General features: G+C 73.2%; 12 protein-coding genes. 4 read left to right on the top strand and 8 right to left on the bottom strand.

Annotation, left to right across the window (positions count from 1 at the left end):
* Positions 1–21 precede the first annotated feature (21 nt).
* The 5 genes from ACQP1P_RS05970 to ACQP1P_RS05950 all read right to left on the bottom strand — a co-directional run bounded on the left by ACQP1P_RS05970 (position 22) and on the right by ACQP1P_RS05950 (position 4,933).
* On the bottom strand, positions 22–909 hold the full coding sequence (locus tag ACQP1P_RS05970) for a carbohydrate ABC transporter permease (RefSeq protein ID WP_433083881.1): 888 nt from the start codon (positions 907–909) through the stop codon (positions 22–24).
* The gene (locus ACQP1P_RS05965) at positions 906–1,814 is read right to left on the bottom strand and encodes a carbohydrate ABC transporter permease (protein ID WP_433083879.1); all 909 of its coding nucleotides are present in this window, start codon (positions 1,812–1,814) and stop codon (positions 906–908) included. Before ACQP1P_RS05965 ends, ACQP1P_RS05970 begins: the two co-directional genes overlap by 4 nt.
* Positions 1,814–3,187 (bottom strand): N-acetylglucosamine/diacetylchitobiose ABC transporter substrate-binding protein, encoded by a 1,374-nt coding sequence (gene ngcE / locus ACQP1P_RS05960; protein WP_433083877.1) that lies wholly within the window; start codon positions 3,185–3,187, stop codon positions 1,814–1,816. Before ngcE ends, ACQP1P_RS05965 begins: the two co-directional genes overlap by 1 nt.
* A 79-nt stretch (positions 3,188–3,266) precedes the next feature.
* Complete coding sequence (locus ACQP1P_RS05955; RefSeq protein WP_433089859.1) at positions 3,267–3,989, bottom strand: sugar isomerase domain-containing protein; 723 nt, start codon at positions 3,987–3,989, stop codon at positions 3,267–3,269.
* 26 nt (positions 3,990–4,015) lie between these two features.
* Positions 4,016–4,933, bottom strand: a complete 918-nt coding sequence (locus ACQP1P_RS05950; protein ID WP_433083875.1) for a MurR/RpiR family transcriptional regulator — start codon at positions 4,931–4,933, stop codon at positions 4,016–4,018.
* A 93-nt stretch (positions 4,934–5,026) separates the two neighbouring features.
* On the opposite strand from ACQP1P_RS05950, the gene ACQP1P_RS05945 reads away from it, so the two are divergent.
* A complete protein-coding gene (locus ACQP1P_RS05945) occupies positions 5,027–5,947 on the top strand; it encodes an N-acetylglucosamine kinase (protein WP_433083873.1) in 921 nt (306 codons plus the stop codon).
* Here the strand turns inward: ACQP1P_RS05945 and ACQP1P_RS05940 are convergent.
* Both ACQP1P_RS05940 and ACQP1P_RS05935 read right to left on the bottom strand, forming a co-directional pair.
* Entirely contained in the window at positions 5,901–7,751 is a 1,851-nt protein-coding gene (locus ACQP1P_RS05940; protein WP_433083871.1) for a LamG-like jellyroll fold domain-containing protein, read from the bottom strand. The genes ACQP1P_RS05945 and ACQP1P_RS05940 overlap by 47 nt on opposite strands.
* Before the next feature lie 11 nt (positions 7,752–7,762).
* Positions 7,763–8,389 carry a hypothetical protein gene (locus ACQP1P_RS05935; protein WP_433083869.1) on the bottom strand — a complete coding sequence of 209 codons (627 nt, stop codon included), beginning with the start codon at positions 8,387–8,389 and terminating at the stop codon, positions 7,763–7,765.
* A gap of 56 nt (positions 8,390–8,445) precedes the next feature.
* Between ACQP1P_RS05935 and pepN the strand changes: the two genes are divergently transcribed.
* A complete protein-coding gene (pepN, locus tag ACQP1P_RS05930; RefSeq protein ID WP_433083867.1) occupies positions 8,446–10,437 on the top strand; it encodes an aminopeptidase N in 1,992 nt (663 codons plus the stop codon).
* Complete coding sequence (locus ACQP1P_RS05925; RefSeq protein WP_433083865.1) at positions 10,334–10,924, top strand: ERAP1-like C-terminal domain-containing protein; 591 nt, start codon at positions 10,334–10,336, stop codon at positions 10,922–10,924. The genes pepN and ACQP1P_RS05925 overlap by 104 nt, the downstream gene beginning before the upstream one ends.
* Here the strand turns inward: ACQP1P_RS05925 and ACQP1P_RS05920 are convergent.
* Positions 10,914–12,008: a glycosyltransferase gene (locus ACQP1P_RS05920; RefSeq protein ID WP_433083863.1), complete on the bottom strand. Its 1,095-nt coding sequence runs from the start codon at positions 12,006–12,008 to the stop codon at positions 10,914–10,916. The two genes, ACQP1P_RS05925 and ACQP1P_RS05920, sit on opposite strands and share 11 nt — an antisense overlap.
* 100 nt (positions 12,009–12,108) lie before the next feature.
* Between ACQP1P_RS05920 and ACQP1P_RS05915 the strand changes: the two genes are divergently transcribed.
* Positions 12,109–12,465 (top strand): YciI family protein, encoded by a 357-nt coding sequence (locus ACQP1P_RS05915; protein WP_433083861.1) that lies wholly within the window; start codon positions 12,109–12,111, stop codon positions 12,463–12,465.
* The last annotated feature ends 11 nt before the right edge of the window (positions 12,466–12,476 follow it).

Raw genomic sequence — 12,476 nt, 5'->3', positions numbered from 1 at the left:
CCCACACACAATCACGGGTTCTTACTTGACCGCGCCGGCGGTCATTCCGGCGCGGATGTGCCGTTGGAACGCGACGTAGGCGATGAGCACCGGCAGCATGGCGATCGTGAGGCCGGCGAACAGTCCGCTCCAGTCGCTGCGGTAGCCCTGGCTGACCGACAGGGAGGCCAATCCCTGCGCCAGGACGTACCGGTCCGGGTCGGGGTTGAGAACCAGCGGCAGCAGGTACTGGTTCCAGAGCCCGAGGAAATTGAAGATGCCGACGGCGACCAGGCCCGGCCGGGCCATCGGCAGCATCACGCGGAAGAACACCCCCGCGTGCGAGCAGCCGTCCATGAACGCGGCCTCGGCGACCTCGCCCGGCAGCGTGCGGAAGAACGCGTGCAGGAAGAAGACGGTGAACGGCACCGCGTAGGCCGCGTAGACCAGGATCAGCCCCTGGTAGGTGCCGAGCAGGTGCAGCTGCTGCACGACGAAGAACAGCGGCACCAGCGCGAGGAACACGGGGAAGAACATGGCCGCGACGAACGTGTAGTAGACGAGGCGGTTGCCCCGGAACTCGTACCGCGCCAGGGCGTAGGCCACCAGCGCGCCCAGCAGCATGGTCAGCAGCAGCGCGCCGCCCACGACGATGACGCTGTTGAGGAAGTACCGCCCGATGTCGGCCTGGTTCCAGGCGCGCGACCAGTTCTCGAAGTGCGGACGCGACGGCACCGACCACGGGTCGTTCAGGATGTCGTTGTCCGTCTTGAAGGAGCTCATCACCGCCCACAGCAGCGGCAGCGCGGTCACCACGCCCCAGCACAGCATCGCGATGTGCGGCAGCACCGCCCCGGCCCGGGCGCGGGGACGAGCGGGGCGCGGCGGCGCGGTGACCGCGGCCGTGCGCTCCAGCGAAGCCAGGCTCATGCCAGCTCGACCCTTTCCTTGCGGCCCGCGCGCAGGGCGAGCACCGCCAGCGTCAGCGTCGCGAAGAACAGCGCGACCCCCATCGCCGAGGCGTAGCCGAACTTGCCGTACGTGAAGGCGTTGCGGTACAGCGACAGCCCGATCACCTCCGTGGCCCCGTCCGGCCCGCCCGGCCCCACCGTCATGACCTGCACGACGGCGAACCCGTCGAGGGCCGCGATGCCGAGGTAGACGAACGCGACCTGCACGGTGTCGCGCACGAGGGGCAGCGTCACCTTGCGAAACGTCGCCCAGCCGCTCGCCCCGTCGAGCAGGGCGGCCTCGAAGAGCTCCTTCGGGATCGAGTCGATCGCCGCGCTGAACAGCACCATGTAGAACCCGGCCGACGACCAGACCAGCACGGCCATCACGGCCGGCAGCGCCAGGTTCGGCTCGGCCAGCCAGCTGCGCGCCGCCGAGCCGAGTCCGGCCGCCCGCAGCGCCCCGTTGAGCAGGCCGTTGTTCGGGTTGTAGATGAACTGCCACAGCACGGCGACGATGACCAGCGACAGCAGCTGGGGGAAGAAGTACACGATCTGGTAGACGCGGGTGCCCGCGATCCCCCGGCGCCCGTCGCGGCCGCCGAGGTGCAGCATGCTCGCCAGGAACAGCCCGAGCCCGATGGTCACGACGGGCACCACGACGAGCATGATCGCGTTGTTGCGCACCGCGTCGAGGAACAGGGAGTCGCCGCCGAGGCGGGCGTAGTTGCCCGCCCCGACGAAGTGCGCCTCGCCGGCCACGCCGGTCCAGTCGGTGAGCGAGAGGTAGAACGCCTGCGCGTACGGGGACAGCACGAACAGCACGTGCAGCACCAGCGCGGGCACGAGCGCACCGAGGAGGAACCGGAGCCGACCGTGTTTCATCAGCGGGTGTACTTCTTGACGCCGGAGTCCTTCGCGAGCGCGTCGGCGGCCTTCTGGACCCGCTCCGCCCACTCGGCGGCGGTGGCGCGCTTGTTGACCAGCTCGCCGGTCGCGTCGTCGACGGCCTTGGCCAGCGGGGCGTACCAGGTGCGGAACCGGAAGCTGAACGCCTCCTTGCCCGCCGCCGTGATCGCGTCGCGTGTCGAGCCGAGCCCGCTGCTCAGGGTCAGCCCGTCGGTCGCCCCGGCCACGGCCGGCAGCGTGCCCGCCGACTGCGCGAAGCTCTTCGCCGACTGCTTGGAGAACAGGATCCGCAGGTACTCCATCCCGCCGGCGACGTTCTTGGCCTTCGACGGCACGATGTAGGACTCGGAGCTGGCCGCCTGCACCGCGGCCCCGCCCATCTTGTCGCTGCCCGTGCGGGAGGGCACCGGGCCCATCACCATGTCGAAGCCGTTGGGGGCGACGCCCTTCTGCTCGCTCTCCAGCCAGGAGCCGCAGGGGATGAACGCGGCCTTGCCCTGGCACCAGGCGGCCTGCGCCTCGGTGTGGGACAAAGCCTCGGAGCCGCTCATGATGTACCCCTTGGCGGCCAGCTCGGCGAACGCCTCCGCGGCGGCCTTGAGCCCGTCGGCCTTCCACGCGTTCGGCTCGAGGTTGTCGACGCTGGACAGCAGCGCCTCCCCGCCGATCTTGGCCGCCATGGTGAGCAGCGGGTCGTTGATGTACTCGGGGTACTTGCCCTGGTAGGTCCAGGGCGCGATGCCGGCCGCCTTGATCGTGGCGCACAGGGCGAGCATCTCGTCCCACGTCTTCGGGTACGCCCAGCCCTTGCTCGCGAAGAGCGGCTTGGAGTACCACAGGCCCCACACGGTGTAGGTGAAGTTCAGCGTGAGGACCTGCTTGTCGAAGGTGCCGTCGTCGACGACGCCGGGCAGCAGCGTGTCGCGCACCTTGGTGTTCGGGTCGTCGAACGACGGGGCGTCGAGCAGCTCGGTGAGGTCCGACAGCTGCTTGGCCGAGACGAGCGTGGCCAGGTCGAGCCGGCCGGCGCCGGTGTTGTCGACGACGTCCGGCGGGGTGTTGGCCACGAACCGGGGCTGCAGCGCCTCGCCGACCTTCTGGATGCCCTTGTGGTCGATGGCCGCCTTGGCGTGCTTGCCCTTGTAGAGGTCCTCGGCGTGCTTGGCGTAGTCGTCGCCGTAGCCGCCCTTGAAGATGACGACTTCGAGCGGGGCGTCGTCCTTGACCCCGAGCGGGTTGTCGGCGCTCTTGTCGCCCGCGCCGGCCGCGGGCTCGTCGTCGCTGCTCCCGCTGGTGACACAGGCGCTGAGCAGGGGCGCGGCGATGGCGACGCCGGCGGCACCCTTCAAGATCGAACGACGACTGGGATACGGTGGGGTGGAAGGTGAGGGGTTCATGACTTGGACCATGTTCGAGCTCGCTCTCCTTTTATGCGGTACGCCGGATGCGCCCGGCGTACCGCGCCTCAAGTGCTGCGTTGTGCTCCCGCCCGCCCGGCACGTTGTCGGACAGGTAGACCGGCGGCGTGACCCCGGCGGCCAGCAGGCGCGCCACCACTTCGATGACGATCTGCTGGGCCAGCAGGGCCGCCGTGATCGAGGAGACCGCGCCGACGGCACCGCCGCCGGGCAGCGGCAGCGACGCGTCGCCGTAGGGGGCCCCGTTGTCGAGGACCACGTCGGCGAGGTCGCCGAGCTTCAGGCCGCTCTCGTGCCGCGAGTCCACCCGGGCGGAGTGTTCGAGCGACGTGATCGCGATGAGCGCGTGCCCCCGCTGCTTGACCAGCTGCGCCATCTCCACCACGGCGCCGTTGACGCCGGAGTTGGAGGCGATGACGAACGTGTCGTCGGGCTTGACGGGGGCGAGGTCGTAGAGGCGGTGGGCCACGGCGGGGGTGCGTTCGAGCTGGGGGTCGGCCAGCGCGCTGAGCGGGTCGCCGCCGTAGAGCACGATGTCGCGCAGGGCGATGCGGCTGGTGGGCACGAGCCCGCCGGCCCGGCCCGCGATCTCCATGGCGAGCGCCTCGGAGTGCCCGCAGCCGAACGCCTGGATCACCCCGCCGGCCTGGACCGTCGCGGTCATCAGGTCGGCGGCGTGCGCCACCTTGTCGCCCTGGGTGGTCCCGACGCGGTCGATCGCGGCGCGGATCACCTCGACGTAGTCGGCACTTCTGATGGTCACAGCGGCTTGTCCCTCCGTGGTCGCTTGCGGGTGGTGGTCGTGTCGGGCAACCGGTGCGCCTCGACGGCGCGCACGGTGAGCTCGAGGGCCTCGGCGGTGCGCTCGTAGGTGCGCTGCGCCACCGCGACGTAGATGAGGTCCAGGACCAGCAGCTGCGAGTGCAGCGCGGAGAGGGCCGCGACCCGGAAGGTGGTCTCGTGGACCGAGGTGGTGAACACGACGTCGGCCACCTCGGCCAGCGGGGAGCGCCCGAAGGACGTCACCGCGACCGTCGTCGCCCCGTGGTCGGCGGCCTCGGCGAGGGTCTCGATGACCTCGCGGGTGCGGCCGGAGTGCGACAGCCCGATCGCGACGTCGCCCGGCCCGAGCAGGGCCGCGTTCGTGAGCGCGGTGTGGCTGTCGGAGCGGTACCAGACCGGGACCCGGATGCGTTCGAGCCGGAAGGCCATCTCCCGGCCCGCGGTACCGCTGGAGCCGAACCCGATGATCTCGACGCGCCCGGCGCCGGCGATGGCCTCCGCGACCCGCTCGACCGCGGCGACGTCCAGCCCCGCGGCGGTCGCCTGGATCGCCCGGGTGTCCGCGGCGGTGATCACCCCGAGGACGTCGCCGAGCGGGTCGCCCGGCGCGATGTCGCCGCTGATGTCGGTCTCCCAGCGCGCCTGCTCCGCCCGCCCCGTCTCGGTCGCGATCGCCACCCGCAGGTTCGCGTAGCCCTTGAAGCCGAGCGTCCGGCTGAACCGCGTGACGGTGGCCGTCGAGGTGCCCGAGCGTTCGGCGAGGTCGACGATGCTCGCGTGCGCCGCCGTCTCGGGATCGCCGAGGATCGTCTCGGCGATCTTCGCCAGGGCCTCCGGCATCGTCGGCCCCTCGATGCGCAGCCGCCCGAGCAGCCCGCCACTCTCACCCGTCACCGGTCATCCTTTTCATCGTTCCGCCTTGGCGATGAAAATTACGACCACTTCAACTTCTAGTCAATAAGCATTTTCTATGTTTCCATCGATGCCATGGCAGTCGTGGCCCGGTCCGTGGTGGTCGGCGTAGACGCGGGCGGGACGGCGTCCAAGGCGGTGGTCGTCGACGAGACGGGCGCCGTGCTCGGGCGCGGGTCCGCCGGTCCCGGCAACCCGGCCGCCGGCGGCCCGGCGGCCGTGCGCGCCATCGGGTCGGCGCTGCGGGCCGCGCTCGGGCCGGCCCCGGCGACGGTGACCTCTGGGGTGGTCGGCGTCGCCGGGGCCAGCGCCCTGGCCGATCCCGCGATCGCGGCCGCCTTCGCGGCGGAGTGGGACGCGCTGGGCCTGCGCTGCCCGATGACGATCGCGGGCGACGCGGTCACGGCCTTCGCCGCGGGCGGGGACTGGGCGTCGGGCGCGGTGCTCATCGCCGGGACGGGCGCGGTCGCCGCCCTGGTCGAGGGGTTCGAGATCACGCGCGTCGCCGACGGGCTGGGCTGGCTGCTCGGCGACGAGGGCTCGGGGATGTGGCTGGGGCTGCGGGCGGTACGGCTGGCGGCGCGTCGATGGCGGGCACCGCTCGCGCGCCGGGTGGCCGCGCACGCCGGGGCCGCGACCGCGGACGACCTCGTGCACTGGGCCCAGGCGCGGCCCCCGTTCGGCGCCCTCGCGCCGGTGGTGTGCGAGCTCGCCGACGCCGGCGACCCGGACGCCTCCGCGATCACCACCGAGGCCGCGCGGCGGCTGGTCGCCACCCTCGACGAGCTGGAGGCCCCGGGCGCCCCGGTGGTGCTGGCCGGCGGCCTGCTCGTCGCCGACACCCCGGTGCGCCGCGGCGTGCTGGCGCGGCTGGCCGAGCGCGGACTCGTGCCCGGCACCAGCGTGGGCACCGCACACGACCCCGCGCTCGGCGCGGCCCGGCTCGCGCTCAGAACCGCGTCAGGAAGTCCCGCACCGGCAGCGCCGCCGCGGTGATCCGCACGTCGCCGATCCAGCCGTAGAAGCCCTGCGAGAACCGCTCGGCGAACTGGGTCGCCCCGATCACGAACGGCTTGCCGAAGGTCGTGATGCCCTTCGACGGCTGGGTTGGGTTGCGCGCGATCGGCGAGCCGTCGACGTACACCACCGTCTTGCGCGAGTCGTTGACCACCGCGAGATGCATCCAGCGGCCCACCGGCAGGGCGTGGCTCCACGACGTCGGGTCGGCGTCGCGGTCGGTGGGGTAGACGACGAACTGCAGGAACCGCTCCGGCGACAGGTTCAGGCTGCACGTGGGCTCCTCGGGGGACCAGCCGCTGGTCTTGCCCGCGTCGCCGTTGCGCCCCTCCCACGAAAGGATCCCCATCCAGGCGTGGTCGCCCTCGAACGGGTCCGGGAACTTCACGAACGCCTCGATGGTGTAGCCGCGCTCGAAGCGCTGCGCGTTGATCGGCGCGGAGCGCACCGCCTCGAGGATCGCGCCGCGGTCCGGGGCCTTGCCGCCGTCGAAGCGCAGGCTCGCGTGGGCCGGGGCGCCGGGGTGATGCTCCGGCGACCACGTCAGGGCGCCCGGGCCGCTGCCGTGCAGCCGGTGCACGACGAGGTCGTTGCCCTTGCCGGTGAGGTCCTTGACGACGGTACCGTCGGCGACCGCCGCGCCCGCCGGGCCGCCGGAGGGCAGCCCGGAGGGGTCGAAGCGCCAGTACGCCGCCGTGTCCCGCCCGATGACGGCCGCGGCGGGCCGGGGCGCGGGCGGCGTGACGGGCGCGAAGCCGGCGAACCGGGCCGCGAAGTCGATCTCCAGGCTGAAGCGGTCGGCCGGCCCGGTCAGCTCGATCGTCTCGGCCTCCAGCGGGTTGCGCTGGTGCGGGTCCCGGCGCAGGAACCACGGCGAGAACGTCTCCACGTCGATGACGCCGCGGGCCAGGTCGAAGCGGTAGAGGCGGATCATGCCGGCGCCGCCGTAGTACCGGTCCTGGTAGTTCGTGATGTGCACGTGCACGTCGTGGCCGGCGTCGTTGCGCAGCACGGTGCGCCCCGGCGGCCAGAAGTGCCCGTTGAGGGTGAGGAAGATCTGGTCGTTGCGCTTGATGAACCGGTCCCACAGCCGCTGGCCGTAGTCGGACAGGTGCGCCTGCCCGTTCTCCTCGGACCAGGCCAGTTCGTGCGTGGTGAGCACGACCGGCAGCGTCGGGTGCGCGTCGAGCACGCCCTGCGCCCACGCCAGGCCCTTGTCCGACACCCGCCAGTCCAGCGCCAGGACGAGCCACTGGCGCCCGGCCGCACGCAGGGTGTGGAAGCTGTTGTACCCGTCCGGCGACGCCCCGCCGAAGGTCGGCATCCTCCTGAAGCGCTTGGCCGCGGCCCCGAACGCCCGCAGGTACGCGGAGTCGCCGCGCTGGTCGTCGGTGGAGCCGTTGACGTCATGGTTGCCGGCCAGGACGCTGTAGGGCATCCGGCCGTCCAGCGCCTCGAACGTGTCCGAGGCGAGCCCGATCTCGTGCTCGCTGCCGTGCTCGGTGACGTCGCCGAGGTGGGCCATGAACACGATGTTCGAGTCGGCGCGCTCGCGCAGCAGGTAGTCGAAGGTCTCCCGCAGCGGCTCGGGGCGGGAGCTGTCCTCGTCGAAGAGGTACTGGGTGTCCGGCAGCACGGCGAGCGCGAACCTCGGCACGCCCGGGTCGGACGTCTGCGGGGCCGCCGCGGCGGTGGTCGCGGTGGTGGTGACGACGGCTCCCACGGCGGGGACGGCGACGGCGGCCTGGAGCAGCGCCCGCCGTCCGAATTGCCCTTCAGTCATGAGGTGGACCCTTATGTCCGCGTCTGACCGCCCGATGCCAACCAGCCGAACTCCGATCGAAGTTTGCTCACAGCTCGGGCTACGAGGTAGAGGACCACGGCGTTGAGGCAGTGCCAGGCCCAGTGCAGGCCGGTCGGGACCGTGCCGCACAGGGGCTCGTCCAGGGTGCGCAGCGTGAGCGAGACGGCGAAGACGCCCGCCGCGACGGCCAGCGGCCGCGAGCGTAGGGCGGCGGCGAACCCGGCGAGCCCGAGCAGGGCGGGCAGATAGCCGCCGCGGGTGTACTGCCGGCCCGCCCGCGCCAGCAGGACGTCGACGAGCGCGGCGAACACCACGAAGGCGGGCGCGGCCAGCCACGCGCGCCCGGGCCGCACGCCGAGGCCGTACCGCGCGAGGAGCACCACGGCGACGAGGACGAACACCAGGATCGACAGCGAGTCGAGCGCCGCGGTGAAGCCGTCGGCGAACGTGTGGAACGAGAGGCTGCACAGCCCGACGACGCCGAGCAGGATCGGCAGGGCCCGGTGCCGGGTCTGCGCCAGGAGCACGGCGCAGGCGACGAGGAACGCCGCGTTCGACACCGCGTTCAGGGGCTCGGCCCACAGGCCCGGGCCGAGGCGCTCGCAGTAGCCGTCCACGCGGCCGAAGCTAACCGTCCGAGTTGACGGGCGGGCGAGCGGGTAGCGTCGGGATCATGACGAGCCTGACCCGCGGCGAGGCGATCGAGCGAGGCCGGCTCATCGCCGTGCGCTCCTACGCGATCGAGCTGGACCTCACCGAGCCGGACACGTTCACCTCGCGCACGGTCGTCGAGTTCGCCTGCTCCTCCCCCGGGGCCGCGAGCTTCGCGGAGGTCAAGGGGGCACAGGCCGTACGCGTGACGCTCAACGGTCGCGAGGCACCGGTCGCGGACGGGCGGGTGGCGCTGGCGGGCCTGGCCGCCGAGAACCGGCTCGAGGCCGAGTTCACCGCGCGGTACTCCCCCAGCGGCGAGGGCATCCTGCGCTTCACCGACCCCGAGGACGGCGAGACGTACCTCTACGGCCAGGCCCCGCTCGACGACGCCCCGCGCATGTTCGTCTGCTTCGACCAGCCCGACCTCAAGGCGCCGATGACCCTGACGGTCCTCGCCCCCGCGCAGTGGACGGTCCGGGCCAACGCGCCGGTGGCGACCCGCACCGGCGGCCGCTGGGCGTTCGAGCCGACGCCGCCCCTGTCCACGTACCTCTTCAGCTTCGTCGCCGGCCCCTGGCACGTGCGGGAGCGCGAGCACGACGGCATCCCCCTGGCCCTGCTGTGCCGCCGCAGCCTTGCCGCCGGCCTCGACGCCGACGCCGACGAGCTGTTCGCCGCGACGGCCGCGGCCTTCGACCGCTACCACGAGCTGTTCGGGGTGCGCTACCCGTTCGCCAAGTACGACCAGGCCTTCGTGCCCGAGTTCAGCGGCGGCGCGGTGGAGAACCCGGCCCTGGTCAACTACCGCGAGGAGTTCCTGTTCCGCGCGGGCGCGACCGACAGCGACCGGCACCGGCGCTTCGTGGTGATGGCGCACGAGATGGCCCACATGTGGTTCGGCAACCTGGTGACGCTGCGCTGGTGGGACGACGTGTGGCTGAACGAGGCGTTCGCGGAGATCATGGGCTGGCGGGTCGCGGCCGAGACCGGGCGGCACCCGTCCGCGGCGGCGGACTTCGCGATCTGGCGGGAGCGGTGGGGCCTGCTGGCCGACGAGCGCCCGTCGACGCACCCGGTCGCCCCGGAAGGGGTCTCGGACACGGCGGTGGCCTTCCAGAACTTCGACGGCATCTCCTACGCCAAGGGCGCCGCGGCCCTGCGCCAGCTCTCGATCGCGCTGGGCGACGAGGTCTTCCTGGAGGGCCTGCGCGAGTACTTCTCGGCGTACCGGTTCGCCAACGCCGATCTGTCGGACTTCCTGGCCGTGATCGGCTCGGCCGCCGGCCGCGACCTCACGGGCTGGGCCGAGCTGTGGCTGCGCAGCACCGGCGCGAACACGCTGCGCGCGGTGCCGTCCCGCGGCGAGCCCGGCCTGCGCATCGAGCAGTCGGGCCGCCCGCTGCGCCCGCACCACCTGACCGTGGCGATGTTCGCCTCCGACGGCTCGGTGACCCGCGAGCCCTGCGCGATCGACGGCCCCGGCGCGCTCGTGCCGGGCGTCACCGCGGCCGCCGGCACGGTGGTGCTGCTCAACGCCGGCGACGAGACCTACGCGAAGGTCCGCTTCGACCCGTTCAGCCGCGCGGCGCTGGCCGCGGTCCTGCCCGGCCTGGACGACTCCCTGGCCCGCGCGGTGATCTGGGCCGCGGTGACCGACGCCGTGCGCGACGGCGAGATCCCGCCGTCGGAGCTGCTGAGCCTCCTCGTGGCGGCCCTGCCCGCGGAGCGCCAGGAGGGCGTCTTCGACGAGGTCCTGGCCTTCGCCCGCGACGCCCTGGCCCGCCGCGGCCTGATCCCGTTCGCGCCGCTGGCCGAGGTGTGCGCGGCGGCGCTGTCGGCGGCGGCGCCGGGCTCGGGCCGCCAGCTGGCCACCGCGCGGGCGCTGGCCACCGTGGCTAGGCGCGCCGGTGCTGCGCGCGTGGCTCGGCGGCGGCGCGGGCACCCCGGACGGCCTGTCGATCGACGCCGACCTGCGCTGGTCGCTGCTGCTGCGCCTGGCCGCCCTGGGTGACGCCACCCCCGAGGAGATCACCGCCGAGGAGCGCCGCGACCCCAGTGCCAAGGGGGCCGAGCGCGCCGCCGCCTGCCGGGCCGCCCGCCCCGCCGCCGAGGCCAAGGCCGCGGCCTGGGACACGCTCGTGCACGACCCGAACCCCCGCCTCGCCGTCGCCAACGCGGAGGCGTTCTGGCAGCCGGGCCAGGAGGCCCTCACCGACCCGTACGCCGAGCGCTACTTCGCCGACGTGCCCGCCATGCTCGAGGGCCGCTACCCGCTCGCGGCGCTGAAGGTGGTCCGGTTCGCGTTCCCCCGGTTCTCCCCGCGCGCGCTGGCGCCGGCCGAGGCGATGCTGCGCCGCACCGACCTCGACCCCCTGCTGCGCCGCGAGATCGCCGACGGCGCCGACGAGCTGCGCCGCTGGGACCGTGACCGGGCCCCTGACCGTGACCTCGACCGTGACCGCGACCGTGACGCTGAGCAGGACCCCGTCACGCGGTGAGCGCCTCCAGCCGGTCGACCACGGCGGCCGGGTCCGGCATCGCGGCCACCTCGGCGCGCAGGGCCTGAGCCGCGGCCGCGTACGACGGGCCGGTGAGCACGGTCCGCAGGGCGGCGGCCGCGTCGGCCCCGGTCGCGGCCACGGCGTCGAGGACCACGCCCACGCCCAGCTCCGCGCACCGGTCGGCGTTCGCGGGCTGGTCGGCGCCCATCGGCACCAGCACCATCGGCAGGCCGTGGGCGAGGGCGCCGACGACGGTGCCGGAGCCGGCGTGGGTCACCACCGCCGAGCAGCGGGGCAGCAGCGATGCCTGCGGGATGTACCGCTCCACCCGCACGTGCGCGGGCTGCGGGCCGAGCTCGGCGGGGTCGATGCCCGCGCCCACCGTGACGACGAGCCGGATCGGCAGCGAGCGGAGGCCGGACAGCAGGCGTGGGAAGAGGTCGCCCGACTCGGTGTTGAAGATCGTGCCGAGCGTGAAGTACACGGTCGGCGGGTCGGTCGGAGCCGGGGCCACCGGCTCGAACGGGCGCATCTCGCACCGGCGCGTGCTGCTCGCGGCCCGGCGGAACGTCGGCGGGACCGGCGAGATCACCAGGTGCCGCTCCAGCATGGCCAGCGACGGGTCGGCGGGCAGGCCGTGCGCGGCGCGCGTCTCGTCCAGCAGCGCGGACAGGCCCGCGGGGCGTCCGAAGCCGCCGGCCGCCAGCACCACCACCGACGCGTGCGGCAGGCCCAGCGACTCCGCGGCGATCATGCTGCCGAAGTCGCCCTCGTCGCACACGATCAGGTCCGCGCGCCACTGCCGCGCCACCGCGCCGGTCGTCGCCGCGCGCTCCCGGGCGATCCAGCCGCCGAAGCCCCCGAGGAAGTCGCGCTCCTCGCGGTCGCGGTCGACGGGCCGCAGGGGGCGGCGATCGTCCGGCTCGTCCGCGCCGGCGGGGAAGCCCTCGAACTCCTTGGGCAGGACGCCGGGTCTTCCGGTGAAGGCGACGGCGTGGCCGCGGGCGGCGGCGGCCCGGGCGAGCGGGAGCAGCGGCTGGACGTGGCCGTTGCCGCCGGCGAAGCCGAAGAGGATGCGCATGAGGATCTCCCGGAAAAAACTCGTGGGGGCGTTGTCGAAATCCGCGGACCGAACTCGACGCGGTGGTGAAGGCTACAGAAACCACGGAAGGGAACCCGAAATGCGCTACATGATGATGCACAAGCTGGACGACTCGAACCCGGCGCTGTGGCAGGCGACCCCCGCGTTCATCGAGCGGTTCGCGCAGTACATGGACGAGGTCAGCAAGGCCGGGGTGCTGCTCGCCGCCGAGGGCCTGCTGCCCAGCTCGGCCGGGGCGGCGACGATCTCCAAGCGCGACGGCGAGACCACGGTCGTCGACGGGCCGTTCGCGGAGGCGAAGGAGGTCATCGGGGGCTTCGGCATCGTGCAGGTGCGCGACCAGGCCGAGGCGGTCGAGTGGGCGCGGCGGTTCGCGGACCTGTTCGACCACGACATCGAGATCGAGGTGCGGCGGGTCTCCGAGTACGAGGGCTAGTTATGTTGGCC

It is taken from the genome of Dactylosporangium sp. CA-052675, from assembly GCF_050947935.1.
Classification (GTDB): Bacteria; Actinomycetota; Actinomycetes; order Mycobacteriales; family Micromonosporaceae; genus Dactylosporangium.
This window is presented reverse-complemented; position numbering and strand designations above follow the sequence as displayed.

What these genes read in the sequence shown, in the direction of transcription:
- ACQP1P_RS05970 (WP_433083881.1), bottom strand. Translation starts at nt 909, where the DNA reads ATGAGCCTGGCTTCGCTGGAGCGCACGGCCGCGGTCACCGCGCCGCCG.
- ACQP1P_RS05965 (WP_433083879.1), bottom strand. Translation starts at nt 1,814, where the DNA reads ATGAAACACGGTCGGCTCCGGTTCCTCCTCGGTGCGCTCGTGCCCGCG.
- ACQP1P_RS05945 (WP_433083873.1), top strand. Translation starts at nt 5,027, where the DNA reads ATGGCAGTCGTGGCCCGGTCCGTGGTGGTCGGCGTAGACGCGGGCGGG.
- ACQP1P_RS05940 (WP_433083871.1), bottom strand. Translation starts at nt 7,751, where the DNA reads ATGACTGAAGGGCAATTCGGACGGCGGGCGCTGCTCCAGGCCGCCGTC.
- pepN (WP_433083867.1), top strand. Translation starts at nt 8,446, where the DNA reads ATGACGAGCCTGACCCGCGGCGAGGCGATCGAGCGAGGCCGGCTCATC.
- ACQP1P_RS05920 (WP_433083863.1), bottom strand. Translation starts at nt 12,008, where the DNA reads ATGCGCATCCTCTTCGGCTTCGCCGGCGGCAACGGCCACGTCCAGCCG.
- ACQP1P_RS05915 (WP_433083861.1), top strand. Translation starts at nt 12,109, where the DNA reads ATGCGCTACATGATGATGCACAAGCTGGACGACTCGAACCCGGCGCTG.